The organism is Streptosporangium sp. NPDC006930, assembly GCF_040635605.1.
Lineage (GTDB): Bacteria > Actinomycetota > Actinomycetes > Streptosporangiales > Streptosporangiaceae > Streptosporangium.
Map to the genome: position 1 here is coordinate 114,301 of NZ_JBEYID010000014.1, position 20,695 is coordinate 134,995.

Here is a 20,695-nt window from a genome sequence, read left to right on the forward strand (position 1 = left end):
TAGCCGATCTCGCTGAAATGACTGATCATGGCGTGTGTAACGCTGCGGAAGTCTGGCACTACAGGAGGTACTCGTGGCCGAGACTCTCAAGAAGGGCACCCGGGTTACCGGGGCCGACCGTGAAAAACTGGCCTCCGATCTCAAGAAGCGCTACAGCGCGGGTGAGAGCATCCGCGCCCTGGCCGCTTCGACCGGTAGGTCGTACGGGTTCATCCACCGCATCCTGAGTGAGTCCGGTGTGACTCTGCGCGGGCGTGGTGGCGCCACCCGAGGCAAGTCCAAGCGCTGACCCCGCCTCGGAACGCGCGACCGCAGCCGCCGTCCCCCACGCTGACGCCGCCCCCGCCCGATCCTGTAGAACCTCATTCTGGGGAATCGATAGGCTCGGGCGAGGCGGATACCGAAGGCGGGAGAACAGGCGATGGCGGAAGCGATGTTCGGGGGGAGTGCGGAGGAGATCTCTCTCGAGGAGGTCGGTCTGCGCTGCGAGGTGGACGGCGAGATCGCGACGATCACGCTGGACCGTCCTGAGAAGCGAAACGCTCAGACGTTCGCTACCTGGTCGGCTCTGGCTCATATCGGTGACGGCCTGCCGCAGCAGGTGAGGGTCGTCGTGATCAGAGGTGAGGGGCCGTCCTTCTCCGCGGGGATCGATCTGAGGATGTTCACACCGGAGGGAGTTCCCGGGCAGGGGTCGTTCGCGTCCTCCGCGACACTCGACGAGGCTTCCTTCGCCGAGCGGGTGGCGTTGGCCCAACGGGGTTTCCTCTGGCTGAGGCGTCCCGACATCGTCTCCGTGGCGGCCGTTCACGGCCACGCGATCGGTGCGGGATTCCAGCTCGCGCTCGCCTGTGACCTGCGGGTCCTGGCGGACGACGCCAAACTGTGCATGAAGGAGCCCGCCCTCGGGCTGGTTCCCGACCTGACCGGCACCAAGCCGCTGGTCGACCTGGTGGGCCTGTCCAGGGCCATCGAGATCTGTCTGACCGCCCGCGTCGTGGGGGCGCGGGAGGCGGCCAGGATCGGCCTGGCGGAGCTGGTCGTCGCGCCCGGCGACCTGACACAGGCCGTGCGCGACCTGACCGACGCGCTGCTGGCGACCGACCGCGACGCCGCGACGGCGACCAAGCGGCTGCTTCAGGGTGCTTCGGGGCGCACGCTGGCCGAGCAGAGCGCGGCCGAGGCGCGCGAGCAGGCCAAGCGGGTCAAGGCGCTCTTCGGGTAGGCCGTCCCGTCCGCGGGGCGCTGACCGCGGCGTCCGTCCCACGAGGGTTCCCCGCCAGACCGGCGGTGCCCCTCTCGGGCCGAGGGTGCCCGCCTCGGGCCGACGGTGCTCGTCCTGGGGCCCGCGGCGCCTGTCCCGAACCTGTGGTGCCCGTCTTCGGCTCGCCGCGCCCGTCCCACGTCGGAGCGCCCGCCACAGGACGACGGTGTTCGCCCCGAGCTGACAGGGGAATGATCGCGCTTCTCCCGGTGCTCGCATCGGCAGAGGAGGCCGTATGGCGATGATGGGTGGGGGACTCGGTCCCCAGGCGATGTTCTCGTTCCGGCGTGACAGGTCGGTGACCAAGCAGCGTCTGGCGCCGGGCACGGTCAGACGCATCGCCCGCTACGCGCGACCCTTCTCGCGGCACATCTCCGCCTTCCTCGCGCTGGTGGTGGTCGGCTCGGTGATCGTGATCGCCAACCCGCTGCTGATGAAGGCGATCATCGACGACGGCATCATCCCCAAGCGCGAGGGGGTGGTGATCGCCCTCGCACTGGTCATCGCGGGCCTGGCGGTCGCCGACGGCGCGCTCACCCTGGCCCAGCGCTGGTTCTCCGCACGAATCGGCGAGGGCCTCATCTACAACCTGCGCACCGAGGTCTTCGACCACGTCCAGCGCATGCCCGTGGCCTTCTTCACCCGCACCCAGACCGGTGCCCTCGTCTCCCGGCTCAACACCGATGTCATCGGCGCCCAGCGCGCGCTGACCAGCACCCTGTCGTCGGTCGTGTCCAACGTGGTCATGCTGGTGCTGGTCCTCGGCGCGATGCTGGTGCTCTCATGGCAGATCACCGTCGTCGCCCTCGTGCTGCTACCGATCTTCATCTTCCCCGCGAAGTGGGTCGGCAGGAAGATGTCCGGGCTCACCCGCGAGCAGATGGAGCTCGACGCGGAGATGAGCACCATGATGACCGAGCGGTTCAACGTCGCCGGGGCCATGGTCGCCAAGCTGTACGGCCGCCCGGCCGACGAGGCCGCCGCCTTCGCGGGCAGGGCGGGGCGGGTGCGTGACGTCGGCGTCACCGTCGGCATGTACGGGACGGTCTTCCGCGTCGCGCTCGGCCTGGTCGCGGCGCTGGCCACCGCCCTGGTCTACGGCGTGGGAGGCGTGCTGGCCGTCTCCGACGTCTTCGAGATCGGCACCCTGGTGGCGCTCGCCGCCCTCCTGATGCGCCTGTACGGCCCCCTGACGAGCCTGTCGAACGTGCACGTGGACGTGATGACCGCGCTGGTGAGCTTCGACCGGGTCTTCGAGGTCCTCGACCTGAAGCCGATGATCGCCGAGAGTCCCGACGCCCGGCCCGTTCCCGGCGGCCCGGCCTCCGTGGAGTTCGACGGCGTCCGGTTCGGATACCCGTCGGCCTCGGAGGTGTCGCTCGCCTCGCTGGAGGCGGTGGCCCGCCCCGACACCGGGCCGGGTCAGGAGGTGCTGCGCGGAGTCACCTTCACCGCCCACCCCGGCGAGATGGTCGCCCTGGTCGGTCCCTCGGGCGCGGGAAAGACCACCATCACGGGTCTGGTCTCGCGCCTCTACGACGTCGGCGAGGGCGCGGTCCGCGTCAACGGCCTGGACGTGCGCGACGCCACCCTGGCCTCCCTGCACGACACCGTGGGGGTCGTCACGCAGGACGCCCACCTGTTCCACGACACCATCGGGGCCAACCTCCGCTACGCCAGGCCGGAGGCGACCGACAAGGAGATCTGGGACGCCCTGCGCGCCGCCCAGATATCCGACCTGGTCCTTGACCTCCCCGACGGCCTGGAGACCGTGGTCGGCGACCGTGGCCATCGGCTGTCCGGCGGTGAGAAGCAGCGGCTGGCCCTGGCGAGGCTGCTGCTCAAGGCGCCCAGCGTGGTCGTCCTCGACGAGGCCACCGCGCACCTCGACTCCGAGTCCGAGGCCGCGGTCCAGCAGGCGCTGAAGATCGCGCTGGCCGGACGCACCTCGCTGGTCATCGCCCACCGCCTGTCCACGATCCGTGAGGCCGACCAGATCCTGGTGGTCCAGGACGGCCAGGTGGTCGAGCGGGGCCGCCACGAGGAGCTTCTGGCCAGGGGAGCGGTCTACGCCGAGCTCTACCGGACCCAGTTCAGCCAGGCCTCCTGATGTCCGGCGGCGCGCCGCCGAGTGGATCTTCCGGTACAGATGGTGTTAGATCATAAGAACGTGGACGACCGGTTGAAACGCGATGACCTGACCGACGACGAGTGGGCACGGCTGACGCCGTTGCTGCCCGCTCACGCCCGGCGGGGAAACCGGTGGGCCGATCACCGCACGATCATCGACGGGGTGTTCTTCCGTAGCAGGACCGGCTGTCCCTGGCGCAAGCTGCCGGAGGCCTACGGCAACTGGAAGACCGTCTACAACCGGCACCGCCGGTGGTCGGTGGACGGCACCTGGGAGACGATCCTGGACACGCTGCGGACCGGCGGGGGGGCCTGCGAGGGTGTTCCAACGTCCGGCACCTGTTCCACGGCCGTCGCGGTCGCCGGGCGCCGGCCGGGGGACATCCGGCCCGGCGCGACATTCGAGATCCCGAACTGGTGACACGCGCCCCCAGGGACGTGCTGACCGGCCGGACGACGGCGACGGCAGCGACGGCAGCGACGGCAGGGTGCGGTCGTGCCCGGTCGGCGGCAGGAGAGGGCGCCGTCGGAGTTCGCACGACGCCTCCGGCCCACCCGGCCGGCGAGCCGAAGGCGTCCTCGATCAGGGTCGGCGTCAGGACGACGCGTAGCCCAGGCGGGTGAGCTCCTCACGGGCGACCTTGGACACCAGTTCGGCGTCCTGGCCGCGCAGGCGGGTGCGCCAGATACCGACCTTCGGCACGCTCCTGCCCAGCAGGGCGATCTTCGGGACCCGCGTCTCCAGGAAGTGGCAGAGCCCGTCGAGGGATTCGGCGGGGGAGGAGACCAAATCCTCGTAGCGCAGGGTGAGCAGCTGCTCTCGGGGCAGCTCCTGGTGGAGCGAGGCCGACAGCCGTACCGCGCTGCGCCAGCGCAGCGCGCACTTGCCCGCCGTGGGCATCGCCTTCCAGCGCTCGCGGTGCTCGCCGGAGTTGACGCCGAGGAAGGGGTTGGGAAACTCCGTCTCGTCGCTGAGCAGGGCCGGCTTGAACCACCTCAGGGACTCGGGGTCGGCCAGCATGTCGGCGGCCACGTCGCGGCCGTCCCTGATGAGCTGGACGAAGCGGGCGTCGGGGAAGGCCTGCAGCAGCACCGAGGCGCTGTAGAGCAGGTCGGGGCTCGCGTCTCCGAAGCGGACCACGGAACCCGGGGCCGCGCAGGGGCCCGCCCCGGTCACGCCGCCCGCCTCCCGGCAGGTGGGCGGGCACTCCCCGCAGGCGCCGGGGACGATCTGCCAGGACTCGGCCAGGGCGTCGCGGAGCACGCGGGTCGCGCCCATGCCCCGTCCCGCGATCGAGGGCCGCCGGGCGAAGGCGTAGACGACGTGCGCCACCGCCGCCCGCCCCATGGTGACGTGGAACCCGGGGGAGCGTTTCAGGGCGCGGGCCAGCAGATCCGCGCCGGAGTGCGGGGCGGCGAGCACGAATACCGGCCTGCGGACCTTGATGCCGTTGACCACCAGGATGTGGGGCGGAGGTCGCATATGAAAGCCCAGTGTGGCACCGTTTGCGGAGTGAACGAACCGGCTGCCGGGATACCGGTCCCGCCTCTGCCGCGTCCCGGCGACACGGTGGCGGTGGTGGCCCCGTCCGGACCTCCCGATTTCGAGCGGCTGGCGCGCGGCGTTCGCGTCCTGGAGGGGCTCGGGCTGAAGGTCGTCGTCGGCGCCCACACTCTCGACAGGGACCGCTACCTGGCGGGTTCCGACGCCGCCCGCGCCTCCGATCTGCTGGACGCCTGGTGCGATCCCGCGGTGAGCGCGGTGTTCTGCGCCCGCGGTGGTTACGGCGCGACCCGTCTTCTCGGCCACCTCGACTGGGACGCCATGCGGGCAGCCGGTCCCAAGGCGCTCGTCGGCTCCAGCGACATCACCGCCCTGCACAGCGCGTTCGCCGTGGAACTGGGCGTCGCCTCCTGGTTCGGGCCGATGCCGGCCTGCTCCACGATCAGCGACCCCGAGGGGCCCGAGCCGCGCACCTTCGAGAACTTCACGGCAGCGCTCGCCGGAGCCCCGCCGACGATCACCGGCGACCGGGTGATCGTTCCCGGCGACGTCACGGCGCCGGTCACCGGCGGCAACCTCAGCCTGCTGGCCGCGCTCTGCGGGACTCCGTACGCGCTGTCGGCGCGGGGCCGGATCGTCCTGCTGGAGGACGTCGCCGAGGCGCCGTACCGGATCGACAGGATGCTCGTCCAGCTGCTGCAGACCGGGGCACTCGACGGGGCCGCCGGGTTCGTCCTGGGGTCCTGGGTCGGCTGTGGCGATCCCTACCCGGTGCTGGAGGAGCTGCTCGCACCGCTCGGGGTGCCCGTTATCGCAGGGCTCCCGATCGGGCATGGAGAGCCACAGTTTTCTGTATTGCTCGGGACACTTGGTGCTATTGATGCAAAATCGTGCTCTCTGGCCTACTCAACAGGGGGCGTCGGCAAGGCACTCTAGGTGCGAACCTAGGAGGAAACCGGCAGAGGGGGCGCACGCGTGAGATTGTTCCGGCGGCACCGTGACCGGCGGACCGAGACGCCGAGGCGTCCGGTCGAAGAGGTCGATCTCGACTCCCTGCTCGCCCTGGTCGCGGACAATCTCGGCTACACCTGCTCCTTCGATCCCGGCGGCGGGACCCTCACGCTCACCGGCCCGCGCCGGGTCGTGGTGCGCCTGGCCGGGCTGCGCGCCGAGGCTCTCAGACGCTCCCGCGAGGACTGGCCCGTGATCGTCTCCGCGTACCTGTCCCACACCCTGGCCACGGTGGACGAGCCGTTCGACGCCTGCGACCTGGAGCAGGTACGCCCGCTGCTGCGCACCCGCATCCAGCTCGACGACGACCTCGATCCGGCCCGCGTGGTCGGGCGTCACCTCACCGCCGACCTGGTCGAGGTGCTCACCGTCGGTGACGGCGACGCCGGGCGCCCGGTCCGCCCCGAGGAGGTCGGCTGCTGGCCGATCACCGCGGCCCAGGCCCTCGACCTGGCCCTGGACAACGCGCGCGGGGACGAGCGGCTCTCGGTCACCGAGGGTGATCTCGGCGGGGTGGCCGTGCGCAGGCTCACCGGTCCCACCGAGGGCGCCGCCGCCCACCTGCGCAGGCTGGGCGACTACCTGCCGGTTCCCTCCGACGGGGTCCTCGTCGCCCTGCCCGACCCGGCGACGCTCGTGGTCCACCCGGTCGAGGGCATCGGCGTGGTCCGCGCGATCGAGCGGCTCCGGCTGTTCGCCCAGCGGGAGTTCGACATGCGCGCCGGGGCGCTCAGCCCCCAGGTCTACTGGTGGCACGGTGGCCGCCTCTCCCTGATCAGAGCCGACCTGGTCAGTCAGGGCGGGCAGACCCGGCTGGTGGTCGCGCCCCCGCCGGACTTCGCCCGCGTCATCGCCGCCCTGGCCGTCCGCCCCGACGGCGGCATCGGCGGCTGATTCCCGCGAAGACGGTCACCCGCGCCCGGCCCTTCGCGTCCCGAGGTCCCCTCGCGCCGCGGCGAACCGTGCAGGAGACGGAACCGGCGCGGTCGCGAGAGGATGGGGACGCGACCGCCCCGCCTTTCCGGTCCCCGAACGTTTCCTTTCGTGCTCCGACCGTTGTCGCCGGATGCGGAATGATGGGACCCGGATCTACGAACGCCGTCGGAACGCCGGTGTCAGGACGTGGAGACCCCGGGGGCGTCCGGTCTGCGAGGCGTGAACCCCCTCGCGCCGCTTGACCGCGACGTGAGGGGAGAGTCTCCGGTCGATCCGGCCGGGGAGAAGTTCAAAAGGAGTGGACATGGCGCAGTGGTGCCTCGGTGTCGATCTGGGGACGAGTTTCTCCGCCGGGGTGATGGCGGCGGAAGGGCGCTTCGACGTCCTGGAGGTCGAGGGAGAGCGGCGCATTCCCTCCGCGGTCATGCTGGACGAGCGGGGGACGCTCGTGGCGGGCAGGGTCGCCCAGCGGGGCATCGCGACCAATCCCGAGCGTGTCGAGCGCAACCCGAAGCGCTATGTCGGCCGGAAGCGGATGTTGCTCGGAGGCGTCCCGGTGGACGTGGCCGACGCCCTCGCGGCGCTGCTCGAACCGTTCGTCAGTGAGGGGCGTCGGCGGTTCGACGGCGCCGACCCCGACTGCATCGCGCTCACCCACCCGGTGGCCTGGGGCGTCGACCGCAAGGCGGTGCTGCTGGCGGCGGCGAGGAAGGTCGTGAGCGGGGTGCGGATCGCGCTCATCGACGAGCCCGTGGCCTCGGCCCGATACTTCGCGTCCGCGGGGCGGGCGGTCGGCGGGTCACGGCTCGCCGTCTACGACCTGGGCGGCGGCACGTTCGACGCGGCCGTCCTGACCGTGGACGGCGGTGACTTCGCGGTCGTCGGCGAGCCGGGAGGCAGCGACGAGATCGGCGGCGAGGGTTTCGACGAGCAGGTCTTCGCGTTCCTCGGCGCCCAGATCGAGCGGATCGACGCCGACTGGTGGCAGCAGGTGACGACCAACCCCGAGCGTCGCTACGTCAGCTACGCCGCCGACCTGCTCAAGATGGCGAGGGAGGCGAAGGAGACGCTGTCGAAGTTCGACACCTCCTCCCACTACGTGGTGGGCATCAACGAGGACGTGCACATCACCAGGGCCGACCTGGAGGATCTCATCGGCGAGGACATCCGCAGGACGGTGGACATCCTCGACGAGACGATCCGCGGCGCGGGGGTCGAGATGGACGAGTTGGCCGCGGTGTTCATGACCGGCGGGCCCAGCAGGATGCCGCTGGTCCAGCAGGCCGTGCGTGAGCGCTTCGGCGAGCGGGTCAGGACCTACGACGACCCGAAGATCGTGGTCGCGTACGGCGCCGCGCAGCTGGCCTGGAAGCTCAAGGTCGAACACCGTGAGCCGGGCAAGGGCTCCGCTCCCGTCACCGGCGGTCATCCGGTTCCTCCCGGCGCCGGGCGGCTCTCCGGTACGGGGCAGCGGTCCTTCCCCGGCCCGGTGGCGGATTCCCCGGTCCTCGCGGGTGGCGCTGCCCTCGGGGCGGGTGGCCACCGGCCTTCCGAGGCGTCGGTCGCCGTCCCGGCCGCGGCGCAGCGGGCCTTCACCGGCCCGGCGAGCGGTGCCACCGGGGACCATCGGGTGCTCGCCGGCCCCGAGGGCAGCGCCACCGGCGGCCACCGGGCCGTCACCGGCTCGGCCGCGGGTGCGGGTGCGGGGGGCACGCTGGGCGGGCCCACCGTCCAGGGGATCGAGAAGGTCATGGACGCCGTGCTCGATGCGAGGGCGGAGGCGGGCAGGGTCTTCGTCCACCAGGCATTCGACAGCGGCCACCTGCTGCGCAGGCTCGACGGTGCCGGGGGTCGTCACGACAGGGAGTTCCGCTTCGGCAGGCTCGTGGAGTGGGCCGCGTCCGGTGAGGGCGTCGTGGCCGTGGAACAGGTGGGGCCCGCGCAGGTGCTGGTCCGTACCCTCACCCCCGACCTGGCCGTTCGCGCCACCCACCCGGCACAGATGTGGGACGACCCGACCGTGATCGTTCACGGCCGTACGGCGTGGGTCTTCTTCCACTCCCGGCAGCCCGTCCCGGTCGACGCCACGATGGGCCTGCCCTGGGGGGAGACCGGGAGCCTGGCCGTGATCGAGCTCGACCTGGGCGGGACCTTCGCGTTCCAGGCCCCCCAGCCGCGCGAGCTGGGCCCGTACGCCCAGTGGTTCCTCAACGAGGACAACAGGCTGCGCCGGCTGCTCGACCAGGAGGCTCCCAGCGGCAGCGAGCCGTCGCCCTCGGTGGGCGCGCCGGGCTGCACCGTGGTGCTCGGGCAGTTCAGCAGCAACAAGCCGATGTTCCAGAACCGGCACCAGGACTTCAGGCCGTGGCAGGTGTTGTGCCTGGTCGACCCCGGCGGCGTCGTACGCCCGACGGTGCGCGAGCCGGGGCGGAGCTGGCTGCATCAAGTGGTCCTGCATCGAGGCAGGTGGTTCACCTCCGGCTCGGCGGGGCTGGAGGCCGACACCGCCGACGGCAGGACCAGGCTGATCATGCCGCGGCCCCGGGGCGGCGCGCTGCGCTGGTTCCCCGCGGGCGATCAGATCTACGCGGTCGGCACCGACCAGGTGAGCCCCGCGAGGGGCTGGTCGGTCGGGATCTTCGACCAACGCTCCCAGACGCTGGAGTTCCTGATGGGCAAGCAGTCGGCGACCCTGGCCGGTCACCTCACCTCGCGGCATCGCTGGGAGCGCCCCAGGTTCGTCGCCGACGGCGACTCGATGTGGATGACCATGCTGGACGCGGGGCGCAGCAGGCTGCTGCACATCACCCCGGCGGGGGCGCGGGAGGTGCACCGCACGCCGGGGGTGCTCGAGCCGGTCGCCCGGGTTCCCACCGGCCTGCTCTGCCTGCACCGCCCCGCCGACGCGACCGGCGCCACCCGCGACCAGCCCGCCACCCTGGTGCACCTGCCGCTCTGATCGTTCGCGGCCCTCTGCCGGACGGGACGAAGACCGCTGCGGCGTCGTCGTTCCGGCGGCCGCCGGACGGCGGGACAGGCCCCGGCCGCGATCGCGCGACCGGGAGATGACCGGTCAGGTCGCGGCGGGCACCGGCCGTTCCGCGCCCAGGGCGGCCACCGCGGTGGCCAGTTCCCTGCGGAGCTCTTCGCCGCGCTTGGTGAGGGTGCCGATCGCGGCGATGCGATCCTCGCCCGACTTGCGAGCCTTGAGACGCTCGGCGGCCGAGCGGGCGGAGGCGGACTTCAGCTCGGCCCGCCTGGTCTCCAGCTCCCTGCGGCGCCGTGCCAGGCTCTCGTCCGCGGTCTGCTCGACGCCCACCCGCCAGGTCGCCACCATCCGCTCCAGGTCGAGCGTCATCTCCCTGGCGACCACCGAGAACTGGTCGCGCAGCGCTCCCCTGATCGCCGCCTGGCTGCGCTGCACCTTCTCCATCGAGCGCCGCCCCATGAAGATGGCCGCCCCGATGGCCGGGGCGACGAGGATGAAGCCCACCGGGCCGAGCAGGGCCGTGGCGAATCCGCCCAGGGACAACCCGATCGAGGCCGAGGGCAGCACGTCACGGACCAGATCCACGCTGCCGGGGTCGTCCGCGGCGAGGTCGCCCCTGACCTGGACCTGCGACAGGCTGGGCATCGCGCGCCCGTCGGTGGCCAAATCGACCGGGTCGAGGCCGAGATCGCGGGCGAAGGCGTCCAGCGTGGTCCTGGACAGCTTCTCCACGTCGTAGACGATCTGCGACCACGCCGCCTCCAGCGAGCGCTGCACGCTTTCCGGTAGTTCCGCCATGTACTGGTCGATCTGGGCCTGCTTTTTCAGCGTGGCGATCGTGTTCTCGTACGGCTGGCGGATCTCGGACACCCGCGCCGCCACGATGCCCGCCACCTCGCGCCCGAGGAAGGTGTTGGCCACCGCGCCCGCTCTGCGGCGCCCCGCCAGCTCGGCGAGCTCCGCCAGGCCGGCGTCCACCTCGGCGAGCCGGGCCGTGACGTCGCCCTCGTCGTCGGAGCCCGCGGCGACGTCGTCCTTCGCGCCGGTCGCGAGCGAGGCCAGCACCGACAGCGCGGCGGCGACCACCGTGGCGCCCCGCGCGGAGTCCCTGCCCTCGGCGAAGCCGCGCAGGTACCGCTCCAGCACGTCCATGCCACTGCGCGCCCGCAGCGTGTCGGCGCGCTCGGTGCGTCCCTCACGCCGCTTGGCCTCCGCGGCCTCGGCGAGCTTGGCGCTCACCGGGATCCACGGCGCCTCCAGGAGTGGGGCGAGCGTCGCCGCCCTGCGGGGGTTCGCCGCGATCGCCTCGGTGACGAAGGTCGCGAGGCGCGCCTTGTTCTCCTCCTGCAGAGCGCGCCAGTTGGCCGAGTCCTCCACCTTCGTCAGGACGAACGCGATGGCCTGAACCCGTTCGGCGGCCTCGGCGAGGAACTCCAGCTCGTGCCTGAGCACCGGCTGGTCCTGCGCGCTGAGCGTGAACAACAGCGCGTCGGCCCGTTGCAGCATGGCCACCGTCACCTGCCGGTGGCCCACCGTCAGGCTGTCCACGCCGGGGGTGTCGAGCAGCCGCAGGCCGTCGAGCAGCGGGTTGTCGAGGGTGATGTCGACGCTGACGACGTCGCGGCGCTTGCCCGCGTCGCCGCGCATCGAGGCGTAGTCGGGGATCGACTCGATGGTGATCGGCATCTGGACCGGCCCCGCGTCGGTGCCGCGGTGCACGACGGCGGCGAGCCGGGGGCCGCGCCGCAGCGACAGGAAGCAGTTGGTGGCGACATCGGCGTCGACGGGCAGCAGGTCGGGGTGGGACACCAGCGTGTTGAGCAGCCGGCTCTTGCCGCGCTTCTGTGCCCCGGCGACCACGATGTCGGTGCACTCGTCCTTCCATCGGCCCGCGCACGCGGCCAGCACCTCCGCGAGGTCCTTCCTGCCGCACTGCCCGGCCAGCGCGTGGACCTCGTTGGCGTAGCGCAGCAGCCTGGCCACGGGGCCTGCCGGGTCGGGGGTCGTCATGGTCGGTCTCTCCTGTCGAGGATGGTCGGGGGTCGCGGGGGATGGGCCGGAGCCGTACTCAGGAACCGTCGCCGTAGTGTGACCAGATGGTCTCGTACGCCTCGCACAGCGTCTCGGCCGCCCGTCGCTGCCGCAGGGAGAGCGGCCGGTGGGTGAGGGTACGGAACCGGGCACTGAGGGCGGCGGCGTACCCCGCGACCTCGGCGCGCGGTGCCCCGGGCGGCGCCCCGAGCTGGGTGGCCAGTTCGGATCCGGAAAGAAGGAGTTCCAGTGCCCGCCGGTCGTCGGCGGGGACCATGGGGGAGGCCCGCAGCGCCTCGATCGCGGCGGGGTCCACGCGGACCACCGGGAGCGGTTCGCCGCCCCCGGCACCCGCGGAGGACGCCCGCCCGTCCCGCGCGGACCCGCTCGACGCCTCCTTTGGAGCCGCCTCCTCCAGAGCCACCTCGTCCAGCGCCGCCGAGACGAGGTCCTCCAGGACGGTCAGCACGTCCCTGGCCCGGTGCCCGCCGGTCCTGCCCTCGCTCATCATGGCGAGGGTGCGCCAGCGCATCGCCGCCGCCGTGGCCGCGGCGGCGATCTCCGCGGCCGGGGCTCCCGCGGGCAGGCCCAGCTGCTCCGCGGGGTCGTCGTGGCGGGCGAGACGCAGGAGCTCGGCGGTCATCTCCTCGTCCAGCACGAGCGTGCCGCGGCCGAGCGCCTCGGCGGCGGTGAAGATCCGCAGGCCGCCCAGGGAGGTCGCGATCGGCCGGTTCTCGTCGAGCTGGGCCGCCAGCGCGTCCAAGGTGGCGCGGTCGGCCCCCATCGCGGGTGTGCGGGCGATCGCGCGAAGCCGGGTGAGCGCGTCGAGTGCCTTCAGCTGGTCGGCGCGGCGGGCGAAGTGGGTGATGCCCGCGGCCACCGAGCCGGTCGCGGCCCGGCCGGCGGAGGAGTAACCCGAGCGCTCCAGCAGGTGGGCGGAGAGCACCTCGGGGTCGGCGGTGCCGGTCGCGCGCACCGCGTCCACCGCGCTGGTGATGCCGTAGCGGTGCAGCCGTTCCACCAGCCGGTGCCGCACCTCGGCCGGTACGGGCAGCTCGGGCGCCGAGCGGAAGTCGTCCAGGTCCAGGAGGTAGTCCTCCAGGTCGTCCTCGTCGAGCCCGGCCAGCGCCGTGAGGGCCTCGGCCTCCTCGGTGTCCAGCGGGTGGGCCCGCGCGGTCTCGGCGAGCAGGCCGATCACCGGGACCACGTCGAAGACGGAGGTGCGCAGGTCCGCGTACCCCTTGGCGGCCAGCCGCCTCGCGGTCGGCCACGGGTCGCCCTCGTCGCCGCGCCGGTCGATCTGGCCGAGCACGGCGAGGGTGTTGACGCAGCTCATGCCGCAGGCGTCGGTGAGCCCGCGGAACTCGGCGAGGGTGGTGTCGTCGAACTTCTGGACGTAACGCAGCACGTAGATCATCGCCTGCGCGCGGTCGTCCTCGTCTCCCGAGCCGAACAGCATGCTTCTGGCCGCCCGCTCGTTGGCGGCCGTCACCGTGTTCATGCCGGGGGTGTCGACGATGGTGATCGTGCGCAGCGACGGCAGATTCAGGGTGACCCGCAGGCGTCGGATCCCGGCCACGTCGACGCCGAACTCGGAGGGGAGCCGATGCCCCGGCAGCAGCCGGGAGTGGGCCACCCCGCCGTCGGTGAGCTCGATCGTGATGTGGCCGTCGTCCTCGCCGTACTCGTACTGGGTCACCACGAAGGTGCACTCGCCCGCGTCCACCGGGGCGACGGGCAGTCCGAGCAGGGCGTTCACCAGCGTCGACTTGCCGCTGCTCACCGCGCCCGCCACCGCGACCCGCAGCGGGGCGTCGAGGCCGGCGCGCACCTGCCCCACCCGCTCGCGCAGCTCGGCGCCGGAAAGCCTGGCCGAGGTGGTGTCGCACAGGCGGCGCAGCAGGTCCGCGGGTCCGGTGTTCACACCTCACCGTCCCGGCCGCCCGGCGTGTTCCCGCTCTCGGCGGGCGTCGCCCGAACCGGGAACGGGGGAAGGACCGCGGGTCGCGTCCTCATCGCAAGCCTTCCTCGTCGGCCCGCCCGTGTGACCCGGATCCGGGTCCCCTCGCGGTGAGATCACACGGGCTCGTGCCGTTCTCTTTCGGTCAGACGGTCGGGAAGGGCCCCACGGTCTCGGTGTAGTCGGCGACTCCGTCGCCGTTCAGGTCGACGCGGGTCTCGTCGATGTAGCCGTCGCCGTCGTGGTCGAGGTAGACGACATCGGTGACGCCGTCGCCGTCGATGTCGTAGCGCTCCTCGTCGGCGAGACCGTCACCGTCGACGTCGATCAGCTGGGCGTCGGTGCTCCCGTCGCCGTCGTAGTCGACCAGATCAGTGGTGGTCACGTCGAAATCGCTCATTGGTTCGTTCCTTTCCGGTGGTGTTACATCGGGTGAGAGTCACGATCGCACCGGATTGTTGCAGCCAGATCCCAGATTTCTTAGCAAATTTCCGAAAAGTCGGCTGCCTGTCATGACTTATTCGGACTAAGAGGGATGAAGTGGGATGAAAGAGTCTGGGTGTCGTCGGCTCAGCTGAGCGCGCGGGCGGCGTGGATCAGTGGAACGTGGCTGAACGCCTGCGGGAAGTTGCCGACCATCCGGCCGTATCGGGGGTCGTACTCCTCGGCGAGCAGGCCGACGTCGTTGCGCAGGGCCAGCAGGCGCTCGAACAACTCGACGGCCTCGTCCTTGCGGCCGATCATCGCGAGGGCCTCGGCCAGCCAGAAGCTGCACGCCAGGAACGCGCCCTCACCGCCGGGCAGGCCGTCCACGTCGTTGTCGGGGGAGACCGGGTAGCGCAGCACGAAGCCGTCGACCATCAGCTCGCGCTGGATCGCCTCCACCGTCCCGACCACGCGGGGGTCCTCCGGGGGCAGGAAGCCGACGATCGGGATGAGCAGCAGGGACGCGTCCAGCTCCTGCGAGCCGTACGACTGGGTGAAGGTGCGACGCCCCGGGTCGAAGCCCTTGTCGCAGATCTCGGCGTGGATGCGGTCGCGCAGCTCCTTCCAGCGCGCCAGCGGGGCGGACTTGCCGAAGGACTCCACCTGCCTGATCGCCCTGTCGACGGCGACCCAGCACATGACCTTGGAGTGGACGAAGTGCCTGCGCGGGCCGCGGACCTCCCACAGCCCCTCGTCCGCGTCCTCCCAGTGCTTCTCGACGTAGGAGATCAGCTCGTACTGGAGGGTCCACGCCCGATGGTCCGCCTCAAGGCCCGAGACGCGGGACAGGTGCAGGGAGTTCATCACCTCGCCGTAGACGTCCAGCTGGAGCTGGTCGACCGCGCCGTTGCCGATCCTGACCGGCCGGGAGTTCTCGTAGCCGGGCAGCCAGTCGAGCTCCTGCTCCGTCAGCCTGCGCTCCCCCGCGACGCCGTACATGATCTGCAGGTCCTGGGCGCGGCCCGCTATGGCCCGCAGCAACCAGGACCGCCATGCGCCCGCCTCCTCCAGGTATCCGGCGCCGATCAGGGCGTCCAGGGTCATGGTGGCGTCGCGCAGCCAGCAGTAGCGGTAGTCCCAGTTGCGGACGCCGCCGAGGTCCTCGGGCAGCGAGGTGGTCGGGGCGGCGACGATGCCGCCGGTGGGGGCGTACGTGAGCGCCTTGAGCGTGATGAGCGAGCGGACCACGGCCTCGCGCCACGGCCCCTGGTAGGTGCATCCCTCGACCCACTCGGCCCACAGCGAATCGGTCTCGGCCAGCTGCTCGTACGGGTCGATCTCGACGGGCCTGGGTTCGTGCGAGGGGTGCCAGGTGAAGACGAACGCCATGCTGTCGCCCTCGGAGACCTCGAACTTCGCCCGGTGGGCGTAGTCGCCGCCCTCCAGCGGGACGGGGGAGTGCAGCCACACGGAGTCGGGCCCGCCGATGGCCTGCAGGAGGCCGTCGCTGCGGCGCACCCAGGGCACGATGCGGCCGTAGTCGAAGCGGACGCGGATCTCGGTGGCCATCCGTACCGTCCCGGACACGCCCTCCACGATCCTCACCAGGTCGGGGTTGGTGTGCCGGGTGGGCATGAAGTCGGTCACCCTGACCGTGCCGTCCGGGGTGTCCCACTCGCTTTCCAGGATGAGGGACTCGCCCCGGTAGCGGCGCCGGGTGGCGCGCGGCCGCTCGGCGTGCGCGGGACCGATCCACCACTGGCCGTTCTCCCTGTCGCCGAGCAGCGCCCCGAAGCAGGAGGGCGAGTCGAAGCGCGGCAGGCAAAGCCAGTCGATGGAGCCGTTCCGGCCGACCAGGGCCGCCGACTGCATGTCGCCGATGAGAGCGTAGTCCTCAATCCACATGCCTTGACGCTAATGCCTCCGCACGGTCCATGGCGGCCTCCGGAAAAACCGGGCGCCCGGCCGCGTCCTGGGCATGAAGAACTGGGTCAGCGGCCCGATGGCGAGGGCGAAGACCAGCGTTCCCACCCCCACGGTCCCGCCGAGCAACCAGCCCGCCACCAGCACGGTGACCTCGATGACGGTGCGCGCCAGGCGGATGGACAGACCCAGGCGGTTCAGTCCGGTCATCAGGCCGTCGCGTGGCCCGGGGCCGAGCCCGGCGCCGATGTAGAGGCCGGTCGCCGCGCCGGTGGCCACGACGGCGAGCAGAAGGTAGATCCAGCGCACGGCGAGCGCGTCCGGGGCCGGTAGCAGCCACATGGCCGCGTCGGCGAACAGCCCGAGGAAGACGACGTTGCTGAGGGTGCCCACTCCAGGTCTCTGCCGCAGCGGGATCCACAGCAGCATGACCAGGGCGCCCACGATGATGATCCAGGTGCCGATCGAGAGGCCCATGTGAATGGAGAGTCCCTGATGGAAGACGTCCCAGGGGCTGCCGCCCAGCCGCGACTCGATCTGCAGGCCGACACCGACACCGTAGAGGGCGAGGCCCGTGTACAGGCGGGTGAGCCGGTTGGGAAGGGAGGCGAGGGTGGACAGGGAGAGTTCGCTCATGATGGCGTTAATCGTCCAGTCCACGCGGCCGGATCGAAAGGGCCAATTTCGAGAAGTGGTTTTATGATGGCCGCCATGGACCGGTATCTCAGCGGTACCCAGCTCGCCCGCCTCCTCGCGATCGACCCCGCCGCCAGGCCGTACTACCGGGTCCTGGCCAGGACCGTGCGGTCGCTGGTCCTCGACGGGCGACTGCCCGTGCGGGTGCGCATGCCCGCCGAGCGGCACCTCGCCGAGGCCCTGGGCGTCAGCCGCACCACCGTGACCTCGGCCTACGACCTGCTCCGCGAGCAGGGATACCTGGAGAGCAGGCAGGGGGCGGGGAGCTGGACCGCGCTGCCCGACGCGGGTTCGCTGGGCGCCGACAACCCGTGGATCGCCGCCGTGGACGACGGGCTGCTGCCGCTGCACGCCGCGGCCCCGAGCGCGATCTCGTCGCTGCCCGACGCGATCGCCGCCGCAGGCGGCCAGTATCCCCGCTACACGCTCGGCATGGGCTACGACCCGGTCGGGATCGCTCCGCTGCGCCAGGCGATCGCGGCCCGCTACACCGCGCGCGGGGTGGCCACCCGGCCCGAGCAGATCCTGGTCACCGCCGGCGCCCAGCAGGCCATCCACCTGGTGACCGCGATGCTGCTCTCCCCGGGAGACCCGGTGCTGCTGGAGTCGCCCACCTACCCGCACGTCATCAGCCTGGCGAGGATGCGCGGCGCCAGGATCGTCCCGGTCGGCGTCCCCGACGAGGGTTGGCGTGACCTGGACCTGCTGACCTGCGCGATGCGCCAGTCGGCCGCCCGCCTCGTGTACGTCATCCCCGACTTCCAGAACCCGACCGGGCATCTGATGGACGACACCGCGCGGGCGGCCCTGGCCGCCGCGGCGAGGCGGTACGGCACCACCCTGGTGATCGACGAGAGCTGGAGCGAGCTCGCGATCGACGAGGGGCCCGGGGTCACGCCGCTGGCCGCTTTCGACACCGACGGCAGAGTGATCACCATCGGCTCGGCGTCCAAGCTGTGGTGGGGCGGGTTGCGGATCGGCTGGATCCGCACCACCGCCGCCACGGTCCGTCATCTGGCGATGCTCCGCGCCTCCGTGGACATCGCGACCCCTCTCTTCGAGCAGCTGGTGGTGGCCAGGCTGTTCGAGGACATCGAGGAGGCCAGGACCGAGCGGGCCCGTCTCCTGGGCGCCTCCAGGGACGTCCTGGCGGCCGAGCTGGCGGCGCGCATGCCCGACTGGAGCTTCACGATGCCAGGAGGCGGCGGCTACATCTGGGTGCGGCTCTCCGGCCCCACGGCCACCGCGCTCGCCGACGCGGCCGCCTGCCAGGGGGTTCGTCTCGCCCCTGGCCAGTGGTTCGGCGTGGACGGCACCCTGGAGGGGAGACTCCGCCTCCCCTTCACCCATCCGCCCCAGGTCCTCGTCGAGGCGGTGCGGCGCATCGCCGAGGCCAGGATCAAGGGCGCGTACGGCACCCGGCCCGCCGAGCCCCTCACGCCGGCCCTGTGAACGGCCCCGTGAACGGCCCCGTGAACGGCTCTGTGAGCCGGCGGGGTCCTCTGGCAGGGGCGGGGCGCGCGGCTCAGTCCGAGGTGACGCCCCTGGCCAGCGGGGCCCGCAGTTTCAGCCGCATGGCCGCGATCCGCAACCCGAAGGCGAGGATCGCGGCGGACAGCGTGGCCGGCCAGCCGTGCAGGGCGAGGGTGTAGAGCAACGCCATCAGGGCCGAGCCGAGCATGGCGGGCACCGCGTACAACTGGCGGTCGTACAGCAGGGTGGGGATCTGCCCGGCGAGGATGTCGCGCAGGATGCCGCCACCGATCGCGGTGGTGACCCCGAGCAGGACGGCGTGCAGCGGGGTGAGGCCGAAGTACATCGCCTTCTCGGTGCCGACCGCGCAGAACAGGCCGAGTCCCGCGGCGTCGAAGACGTTCACCGCGGGCATCACCCGCTCGACGTGCGGATGCCAGAAGAACACGATCACCGTGGCCACCAGGGGAACGACCACGTAGCCGACACTGGAGAAGGCCGCGGGCCGTACGTTCAGGATCAGGTCGCGCAGGATCCCGCCGCCCAGCGCGGTGATCTCGGCCAGCACGGCCATGCCCACCGCGTCGAGCCGCCTGCGTACGCCGACGAGGGCGCCTGAGAGGGCGAAGACGAAGATCCCGACGAGATCAAGCACCATATTCACAGATAAATCATCCCATGACCGGACATATGGGCTTTCCGTTGGATCGAAGGGACCGTCAGCGTGGCGGAGCCGTGCTCGGCGTCCGGTGCTCGCGCATCATCGCATGCAGCCTGCCGGCGAACGCGAGCAGCGCCAGCGACGCCACGATGGAGATCGTGGCGAGGGTGAGGAAGTACGCGGGCTCCGACATGTGGTTCCTCAGCCGTCCCGTCTGCCCGCCCACCGCGTCACCCACCGAGAAGGAGAGGAACCACAGCCCGAGCATCTGGCTCTTGAACGCCTCGGGGGCGAGCTTGGTGGTGACCGAGAGCCCGACCGGGCTCAGCGCCAGCTCCCCGAAGACCTGGACGAGGTAGACCAGCACCAGCCACCACACCGAGATCCTCCCCGTCTGGGCCAGCATGGCGGCGAGAGCCATGATCATGAAGCTCAGGCCGTTGATGAAAAGTCCCACGGAGAACTTGTGGGGAGCGGTCACCCGGTCTCCCAGCCGGACCCAGAGCGCCGCGAAGACCGGTACGAAGATCATGATGAACAACGGGTTGAACGCCTGAGTGGTCGCCGGGGTGATCGACAGGCCGAGGAGCGACAGGTCCGTGTTGTTCTGGGCGAAGAACAGCAGCACGGACGGGGCCAGATCGTAGATCATCCAGAAGACGGCGGCGGCGGCGAAGAGCCAGACGTAGGCCTTCATCCGGGAACGCTCGTCGTCGGTCAGGTTGTGGCTGCCCAGCAGGATGTAGCCGAAGTAGAGGACAGGCACGGCCACGATGAGCAGCGTCATCACCAGGGAGAAGGCGTCGAGGCTGAAAGTGCCCGAGGCCACCCACGCGGCCAGGGCGCCCCCTGCCACGAGGGCGGCCACGACGAGGGCGAGGGTGAAGTGCCCGCGCTCGCGCGAGGTCAACCGGTGGCCGGGCCGCTCGCCCACGCCCATGAGGTGGCGCGCGCCCAGCACGTACTGGGTCAGGCCCAGGGCCATCCCGACCGCCGCCGCGCCGAAGCCCAGATGCCAGCGGTCACCCGCGGCGAGCCAGCCGACGACGATGGGGGCGACGAAGGCGCCGATGTTGATGCCCAGGTAGAAGATGGAGAAGCCCGCGTCCCTGCGCGCGTCGTCGTTCGGGGGGTAGAGCTTGCCGACCATCGTGGAGATGTTGGGCTTCAGCAGCCCCGTCCCGGCGATGATGAGGAGCAGGCCGAGCGCGACGAAGACGCCGCCGCTGACGGGGACGGCCATGCTGATGTGGCCGAACATGATGACGACGCCGCCCCACAGCACCGCCCTGCGGGCGCCGAGTATCCGGTCGGCGATCCACCCCCCGGGCAGGGCGACGAGGTAGATGAGGGCGCCGTAGATGCCGATGATCGCCTGGGCGGTCTGCTGGGTCAGCCCGAGGCCACCCGTGGCGGGGGAGGTGGCCATGAAGGTGGCGAGGATGGCCCGCAGGCCGTACCAGCTGAAGCGCTCCCACATCTCGGTGCCGAACAGCGTGGCGAGGCCGCGCGGGTGCCCGAAGAAGGTCTTCTCGCGAGCTCGTCTCCCCGATGGCATGCGTCCCCCCGAACGTCATCGCGTGATCAGAGGCTAACTCTACGTACGCGTCCCGTCCGCGTGGGAAAGACGGCTGCGCGACGGGGCGTTTCTTCTTTCTTTCAGGGGGTTGTCCGAGGGGAACGGCGTGTGG

The 20,695-nt window shown here is 71.4% G+C and carries 16 protein-coding genes; 8 read left to right on the plus strand and 8 right to left on the minus strand.

All coding sequences use genetic code 11. The annotated features are described in order from the left end of the window. Positions 1-73 precede the first annotated feature (73 nt). The 4 genes from ABZ664_RS24205 (at position 74) to ABZ664_RS24220 (ending at position 3,815) form a co-directional block, all read left to right on the plus strand. On the plus strand, positions 74-289 hold the full coding sequence (locus ABZ664_RS24205; protein ID WP_030904785.1) for a helix-turn-helix domain-containing protein: 216 nt from the start codon (positions 74-76) through the stop codon (positions 287-289). A 132-nt stretch (positions 290-421) separates the two neighbouring features. Continuing rightward, complete coding sequence (locus tag ABZ664_RS24210) at positions 422-1,225, plus strand: enoyl-CoA hydratase/isomerase family protein (RefSeq protein ID WP_362514092.1); 804 nt, start codon at positions 422-424, stop codon at positions 1,223-1,225. A gap of 274 nt (positions 1,226-1,499) precedes the next feature. Then, complete coding sequence (locus ABZ664_RS24215) at positions 1,500-3,374, plus strand: ABC transporter ATP-binding protein (protein ID WP_362514095.1); 1,875 nt, start codon at positions 1,500-1,502, stop codon at positions 3,372-3,374. Between the two features lie 60 nt (positions 3,375-3,434). Next, the gene (locus ABZ664_RS24220; protein WP_362514098.1) at positions 3,435-3,815 is read left to right on the plus strand and encodes a transposase; all 381 of its coding nucleotides are present in this window, start codon (positions 3,435-3,437) and stop codon (positions 3,813-3,815) included. Between the two features lie 174 nt (positions 3,816-3,989). Here ABZ664_RS24220 and ABZ664_RS24225 read toward each other — a convergent pair whose 3' ends face one another. Continuing rightward, complete coding sequence (locus ABZ664_RS24225; RefSeq protein ID WP_362514102.1) at positions 3,990-4,877, minus strand: sulfotransferase; 888 nt, start codon at positions 4,875-4,877, stop codon at positions 3,990-3,992. 30 nt (positions 4,878-4,907) lie between these two features. Between ABZ664_RS24225 and ABZ664_RS24230 the strand changes: the two genes are divergently transcribed. From ABZ664_RS24230 to ABZ664_RS24240, 3 genes are all read left to right on the plus strand, one after another. Next, positions 4,908-5,834, plus strand: a complete 927-nt coding sequence (locus tag ABZ664_RS24230; RefSeq protein WP_362514105.1) for an LD-carboxypeptidase — start codon at positions 4,908-4,910, stop codon at positions 5,832-5,834. Between the two features lie 39 nt (positions 5,835-5,873). Then, a complete protein-coding gene (locus ABZ664_RS24235) occupies positions 5,874-6,803 on the plus strand; it encodes a hypothetical protein (RefSeq protein WP_362514108.1) in 930 nt (309 codons plus the stop codon). A 346-nt stretch (positions 6,804-7,149) separates the two neighbouring features. Further along, positions 7,150-9,804 (plus strand): Hsp70 family protein, encoded by a 2,655-nt coding sequence (locus ABZ664_RS24240; RefSeq protein ID WP_362514111.1) that lies wholly within the window; start codon positions 7,150-7,152, stop codon positions 9,802-9,804. 114 nt (positions 9,805-9,918) lie between these two features. Here ABZ664_RS24240 and ABZ664_RS24245 read toward each other — a convergent pair whose 3' ends face one another. The 5 genes from ABZ664_RS24245 to ABZ664_RS24265 form a co-directional block, all read right to left on the minus strand. Further along, positions 9,919-11,844, minus strand: coding sequence for a dynamin family protein (locus ABZ664_RS24245; RefSeq protein ID WP_362514116.1), 1,926 nt, complete (start codon positions 11,842-11,844; stop codon positions 9,919-9,921). Positions 11,845-11,902: 58 nt separating this feature from the next. Continuing rightward, positions 11,903-13,789 carry a dynamin family protein gene (locus ABZ664_RS24250; RefSeq protein WP_362514118.1) on the minus strand — a complete coding sequence of 629 codons (1,887 nt, stop codon included), beginning with the start codon at positions 13,787-13,789 and terminating at the stop codon, positions 11,903-11,905. 181 nt (positions 13,790-13,970) lie between these two features. Beyond that, entirely contained in the window at positions 13,971-14,225 is a 255-nt protein-coding gene (locus tag ABZ664_RS24255; RefSeq protein ID WP_362514121.1) for a hypothetical protein, read from the minus strand. A 170-nt stretch (positions 14,226-14,395) separates the two neighbouring features. Then, the gene (locus tag ABZ664_RS24260; protein ID WP_362514124.1) at positions 14,396-16,156 is read right to left on the minus strand and encodes a glycoside hydrolase family 15 protein; all 1,761 of its coding nucleotides are present in this window, start codon (positions 16,154-16,156) and stop codon (positions 14,396-14,398) included. Between the two features lie 9 nt (positions 16,157-16,165). After that, a complete protein-coding gene (locus tag ABZ664_RS24265; RefSeq protein WP_362514379.1) occupies positions 16,166-16,810 on the minus strand; it encodes a hypothetical protein in 645 nt (214 codons plus the stop codon). A gap of 75 nt (positions 16,811-16,885) precedes the next feature. Here ABZ664_RS24265 and ABZ664_RS24270 point away from each other — a divergent pair, with 75 nt between their 5' ends. After that, positions 16,886-18,322, plus strand: a complete 1,437-nt coding sequence (locus ABZ664_RS24270) for a PLP-dependent aminotransferase family protein (RefSeq protein WP_362514127.1) — start codon at positions 16,886-16,888, stop codon at positions 18,320-18,322. 73 nt (positions 18,323-18,395) lie between these two features. On the opposite strand, the gene ABZ664_RS24275 is transcribed toward ABZ664_RS24270, so the two are convergent. Together ABZ664_RS24275 and ABZ664_RS24280 are read right to left on the minus strand one after the other, a co-directional pair. Beyond that, positions 18,396-19,001 (minus strand): trimeric intracellular cation channel family protein, encoded by a 606-nt coding sequence (locus ABZ664_RS24275; protein ID WP_362514384.1) that lies wholly within the window; start codon positions 18,999-19,001, stop codon positions 18,396-18,398. Positions 19,002-19,062: 61 nt separating this feature from the next. Then, the gene (locus ABZ664_RS24280; protein WP_362514130.1) at positions 19,063-20,562 is read right to left on the minus strand and encodes a peptide MFS transporter; all 1,500 of its coding nucleotides are present in this window, start codon (positions 20,560-20,562) and stop codon (positions 19,063-19,065) included. Positions 20,563-20,695 lie beyond the last annotated feature (133 nt).